Genomic DNA, 5,790 nt, shown 5'->3' on the forward strand with positions numbered 1-5,790 from the left:
GCAGTTGGCAGTTGGCAGTTGGCAGTTGGCAGTTGGCAGTTGGCAGTTAAAAATTTTGTGATTTTCCGTTTGTAGGTAAAGGTCTACCTTTTTTTCCGCAAAAATTAATTTGTCAACCGGCAGTCATCTGACTATTTTTGACAGTCTGATGAAAAACCGATTTTCACATATCGTTCGCACGTCGATCGTCTCTTTTTTGATGGCCGGAATATTGGCACATCTATTTGTGCCGTTTACGAGTCACGCTCAAAAAACAGCGTTTACTCAATGGCTGAATCAAAATGTTGCTTCAACCGGTGAGGAATCAGAAAACGAACTCCGCAGTGCCATTCTTAAACTGCCTGAACAGGTTTCAGATTTCCGTGTATTGCTTGAGCAGGCATCTCATCTGATTGCCAGCAATAAAGAAGATTTTCGGCTAAACCGTGCATTACCGGAGCAGAACAGCGACCAGGTTACTTCATGGCTTGTTGGTCAATGGAATCTATTTCAACAGCAGCAAACCGGCACGGATGCACTGCTTCCGGAATCCTCCATACCCGGTCAAAAATGGATTTCCACCAATGACCTGTCAAAAATACTTTTCTCGTTTAGTGACAGTATAGACCAATACCAAATTGGTGAGTCACTCGGTTTCTATTTCGATTTCCTACCCCAATTCTCCTTACAGCCGCTGATTAGCGGAATCAGCATCAACGCTCCCTAGATTTTTTGGCTGCAGAATGTAACAGCTACTTTAAAATTTGCAGCAATTTATATCAACCTATCTATTTAAAAACATTTTTTGCCTTAGGGGCAAACGATTATCAATCATAAAACTTGAAATATTCATATATGAAAGGTCAAAACAACGGTTTTAAAATTGGTTCAATCGTCGTCTTTCTCGGACTGACGCTCTTTTACCTTTTTCCAACCTTACAATGGAATTTAGAACAGCGCCATATGGCTGATATGACAGAATCTGAGAGGATTCAGTATCAGGCCGAAAATTTGGAAAAGCTGAACAGCTATCAGGAAAACTCACTATCTCTCGGCCTGGATCTCCAGGGTGGGATGTATGTAACACTTGAAATTGGTACATCGCAGCTGGTATACGAACTGGCCGGTGATTTTGCTGATGATAATTTAAGAGAAATCATTGACATTGCAGCTGATCGCGCAGCAGAACAGCGTACCGACTTTATCGATGAGTTTGTCGCTGAGTTTGAAGACCGTGATCCCGATGCAATGTTGAGCCGGTATTATCGATCGGATGCAGATGATATCACACGGCGTTCAACAAACGATGAAATCACAACCTATTTAAGAACACAGCGCGATGAAGCTGTTTCACGTGCGATGGAGATTATACGGTCTCGTGTTGATCGGTTTGGTGTAACTGAGCCGGGCATCCTCCAACAGGGAAACAATCGTATAGTTGTGGAGCTTCCAGGGGTGGATGATGAGGAGCGTGTACGAGACCTCCTCCGTGGTACCGCCCGATTGGAATTCAGAATGGTTGCCGAGCCGGATGAAATCAATGCGGCCAAGCAGCAAGTTGTAGACTACTTCCAGAACAATGAAGAAGAGTTAGAAGAAGTTGGAGAAGAAAACCTGCTTGAAGTTTTCGACCCAAATGGTCGTAACCAATATGTTTTCGGTTATGCTGCCGGTCCCGATACATCTGTGGTAAATACACTTCTACAAAAAGAAGATGTTCAGCGCCTTATTCCAAGAAATACAACATTGATGTGGGGAGCACAGCCTTTCGCAACAGATGGCGGCCTTGAACTTTTTGAACTGATTGCCGTTCGAAGCCAGATTGAACTTACAGGTGATGTAATTGACGAAGCTCGTACTGCTTTTGATCCAACAACCAACGCTGCAGAAGTTTCCATGACTATGGACTCTGAGGGCGCACGAAGATGGGCACGAATTACCGGCGCCAATATTGGCCGGCCGGTAGCCATTGCACTGGATGGATACGTAGTTTCTTATCCAACCGTTCAAAATGCAATTAACAACGGGCGTTCCTCCATTACCGGAATCGGCGACGTTCAGGAAGCGGAAGATTTGGTGAATATCCTGCTCTCAGGTGCCCTGCCTGCACCGCTCGATATTGTTGAAGAGCGAACCGTTGGAGCTTCACTCGGTGAAGAATCTATTCAAGCCGGACTCTACTCCACACTCTTCGGTTTATTTGTAGTAGCTCTCTTTATGATCGTTTACTATCGAACCGGTGGCGGAATAGCCGACATTGCACTGGTACTCAACATTATCTTCATCCTGGGTATTTTAGCAGCTTTTAATGCAACGTTAACACTGCCAGGTGTAGCCGGTATTGTATTGACAATCGGTATGGCGGTGGATGCAAACGTGCTGATATTTGACAGGATTCGTGAAGAAATGAGGGGAGGCAAAACCTTACGTGCTGCAATCGATAACGGATACTCCAACGCAATGAGTGCGATTGTTGATGCCAACGTAACCACATTCTTTGTAGCCGTTATTCTCTATAGTTTTGGAGTTGGACCGATCAAAGGTTTTGCTGTAACACTTATGGCCGGTATTGCTGCATCGCTCTTTAGTGCGATTGTAATTACACGCGTGATTGTGGATTACCTGACACGCGACAAATCAGCGAACGTCAACTTCGGTTAATCACTCACGAATTTAAACAGTTTAAAAAAATAGGTAACATATTATGAGATGGTTTGAAACACCAAGTTTCGATTTTATTCGAGCACAGAAGATTGCGTACCTCTTTTCAGGTGCGATGATCGTGATTTCACTAGTAGCCATTTTCGGCCTTGGGCTGAACTATGGTATTGACTTCCGCGGCGGTAAGGAATTTGTATTTGAATTCGATCGCCCGGTTGATGTAGTTGAGCTGAGAAGTGAACTGACTGAACCACTGGGCACAGGTACAGCGCCGGAAATCAAGCTTTTCGGTTCAGACAGCGAAATCCTGCTCCGAACGGACGCAGAAGAAGAGATTGACGTAGTACGTGAAACAATCATGAGCACATTCAGTCAACTCTACCCCGACGCAACGGTTACCGTTGAAAAAACGGATCTTGTAGGCCCACGTTTCGCTGAAGATTTACGCACAGGAGCACTCTACTCTATCATCTTTGCGCTGGCTGTGGTATTCATCTATATCTTTATCCGATTTAAAGGATGGTATTTCTCGGCAGGCGCTATTGCCGCACTGGCCCATGACGTACTAATCGTTCTGGGGGTATTTACAATCATGGCTCAATTTGCAACCTTTGATGTAAGTATTGATCAGGCAATTATCGCTGCTTTCCTTACCATTGTTGGTTATTCATTGAATGATACCGTAGTTGTGTTTGATCGTATCCGAGAAAATTCTATTATATATAAAACAATGGCGTTTAAGGAAATGATTAATAAAAGCCTGAACGACACATTGAGCCGTACGGTAATCACATCGGTTACTACCTTGTTTGTAGTAACTGTGCTGTTTATATTCGGCGGAGAAGTACTGAAAGGTTTCGCATTTGCGCTTGTACTTGGCGTAATTTTAGGGACTTACAGTTCGCTATTTGTTGCCAGTTCGCTCGTTGTTGAGCTTCAGAAACGAGCCATGGAAGCAAAAGCAAAATCTTAGATTGTTAACTAACAACATAAAAGGTAATTAATATGAGCTTTAATGTTTCTGAACGCTATAATTGCGTAATCATAGAATTGAAAGGGAATGTAATGGGCGGTCCGGATGCGGTAAACCTGAATGATAAACTCCATGAACTGATCGATCAGGGCAAAAAAAATGTCGTGGTTAATCTGAGCAAAGTAAAATTCATGAACTCATCCGGTTTGGGTATGCTCATTGGTGGACTTACCACTTTGAGAAAAGCTGGCGGCGATCTCCGTATAGCAAATGCTTCGGATAAAATCGAAAGCCTGCTGATGGTGACAAAGCTCATTACTGTTTTTAAGCATTTCCGCTCTGTGGATGAAGCTGTTGCTTCATTTGAGGAAAATTAAACGTATTCACTTTAACTAACTTGATAAGGAGGTGTATACAGCACCTCCTTTTTTTTGGGATATATGGCTGTAAGAATCATTATAGGTGCCCAGTGGGGCGACGAAGGAAAAGGAAAAATTGTAGATCTATTAAGCGCTGAAACCGATTATGTGGTTCGATATCAGGGGGGTGCCAATGCCGGACATACGTTAAAGTTTGACGACAAAACGATTGTTCTCCATCTCATTCCATCCGGTATGTTTAACGGAGATTCTAAATGCATTATCGGAAATGGTGTTGTGATAGACCCTACCGCCCTGGTTGAAGAGATCAAAGAGGTTGAAGAACTCGTCGATATCAACTTGAAAGAGAGGCTCTTCATCAGCAACTCTGCACATGTTATTCTGCCGTATCATAAAGTATTGGATCAGGTAAAAGAGAAAAACCGCGGCAGTGATGCAATTGGAACTACAGGGCGAGGCATAGGTCCTGCTTACGTCAGTAAAGTGTCCCGTATCGGTATTCGTATGGGCGATCTTTTAAATCAGGAGGAATTAGAAGATAAAATCCGAAGGAATCTTGCAGACATTAATGACGCTCTAAAGCATGTTTACAACGAGCCTGAACTGGACGCAGATGAAATGATCGAACAGTTAAAAGCGGCTACCGCTACTATTAAGGATTATATTTGTAATACCACTCAAATACTCCATGAAGCGATTGAGGCAAATGAGCCAATACTGCTTGAAGGAGCACAGGGAAGCCTACTGGACGTGGATCATGGTACATACCCTTATGTTACCTCATCATCGCCAACAGCAGGCGGAGCGTGCACCGGAAGCGGCATCCCTCCTTTAGCCATTACTCACTCTCTTGGCATTACCAAAGCATACTGTACCCGTGTAGGAAATGGCCCATTCCCAACTGAGCTGGATGATAAAGACGGAGAAAAACTACGGAAAAATGGTCAGGAATTCGGTGCAACTACCGGACGACCAAGACGTTGTGGCTGGCTTGATTTAGTTGCTCTAAAATATGCCGTTCGCCTGAATGGAATGAACGAGCTTGCTTTAACAAAAATGGATGTACTGGACGACTTTGAAACCATCAAAGTTTGTACTCATTACGAACTTGATGGAGAAACGATTCATCACTTTCCATCAGATAGTGAAGATGTTCAACGCTTACAACCGGTTTACAAGTCTTTCCCGGGTTGGCAGACTGATACCCGAAATATTTCGTCTTTTGATGACCTGCCTGAAAATGCTAAATCGTACATAAAGTTTATTGAAGAGTATATCGGTGTAGACTTTACGATTGTATCTACAGGGCCAAAACGAACTGAAACTATTGTTCGGTAATGTATATAGATGAGCATCCGGAATACATTTTGGGTTAAATATCAGATTGAGGCTAAAGGTGAAAAGGGTGCTGCCTCAAAAGCCCGGCAAATCAGTATCGAGCAATCGGTTGAAATGCCGCCCGAAGTTGTCCCGGATTCATCTGTAAATAATATCGCCCAGGTTCAATCATTAAATATGATTGATAGCAGGACTTGGGAGGCATCGATTTTATTTGACACAAATCTGGTAGATGTTGATCCTACCCAATTCCTGAATGTACTGTTTGGGAATATTTCGCTTCAGCCGTGGTGCAGAATCATGGATGCTGATCCTTCATATTTAAGCCAGTTGCTGGATGGGCCATCGTTTGGCATAAATGGAATCAGGAATCTTCTCGAGATTGAGAATCGCTCGCTCAGCTGTGCTGTCATTAAACCCATAGGCTCCTCACCCGATGAACTTGCAAACATGGCCTTT

Annotated in this window: 5 protein-coding genes and 1 pseudogene; all 6 read left to right on the top strand. The window is 43.5% G+C overall.

Annotated elements, in window-relative coordinates; translation table 11 throughout:
* Positions 1-148 precede the first annotated feature (148 nt).
* On the top strand, positions 149-706 hold the full coding sequence (locus tag ACESM0_RS12375) for a hypothetical protein (RefSeq protein ID WP_372906518.1): 558 nt from the start codon (positions 149-151) through the stop codon (positions 704-706).
* 128 nt (positions 707-834) lie between these two features.
* Positions 835-2,640, top strand: coding sequence for a protein translocase subunit SecD (secD, locus tag ACESM0_RS12380; RefSeq protein ID WP_372906519.1), 1,806 nt, complete (start codon positions 835-837; stop codon positions 2,638-2,640).
* A 43-nt stretch (positions 2,641-2,683) separates the two neighbouring features.
* Entirely contained in the window at positions 2,684-3,613 is a 930-nt protein-coding gene (gene secF, locus ACESM0_RS12385) for a protein translocase subunit SecF (protein ID WP_372906520.1), read from the top strand.
* Between the two features lie 32 nt (positions 3,614-3,645).
* The gene (locus tag ACESM0_RS12390) at positions 3,646-3,990 is read left to right on the top strand and encodes an STAS domain-containing protein (RefSeq protein WP_372906521.1); all 345 of its coding nucleotides are present in this window, start codon (positions 3,646-3,648) and stop codon (positions 3,988-3,990) included.
* Between the two features lie 63 nt (positions 3,991-4,053).
* Positions 4,054-5,331, top strand: a complete 1,278-nt coding sequence (locus ACESM0_RS12395; RefSeq protein ID WP_372906522.1) for an adenylosuccinate synthase — start codon at positions 4,054-4,056, stop codon at positions 5,329-5,331.
* 9 nt (positions 5,332-5,340) lie between these two features.
* Positions 5,341-5,790 (top strand): annotated as a pseudogene (locus tag ACESM0_RS12400) (hypothetical protein); the annotation flags it as partial.

It is taken from the genome of Rhodohalobacter sp. (assembly GCF_041686455.1).
Taxonomy (GTDB): domain Bacteria; phylum Bacteroidota; class Rhodothermia; order Balneolales; family Balneolaceae; genus Rhodohalobacter.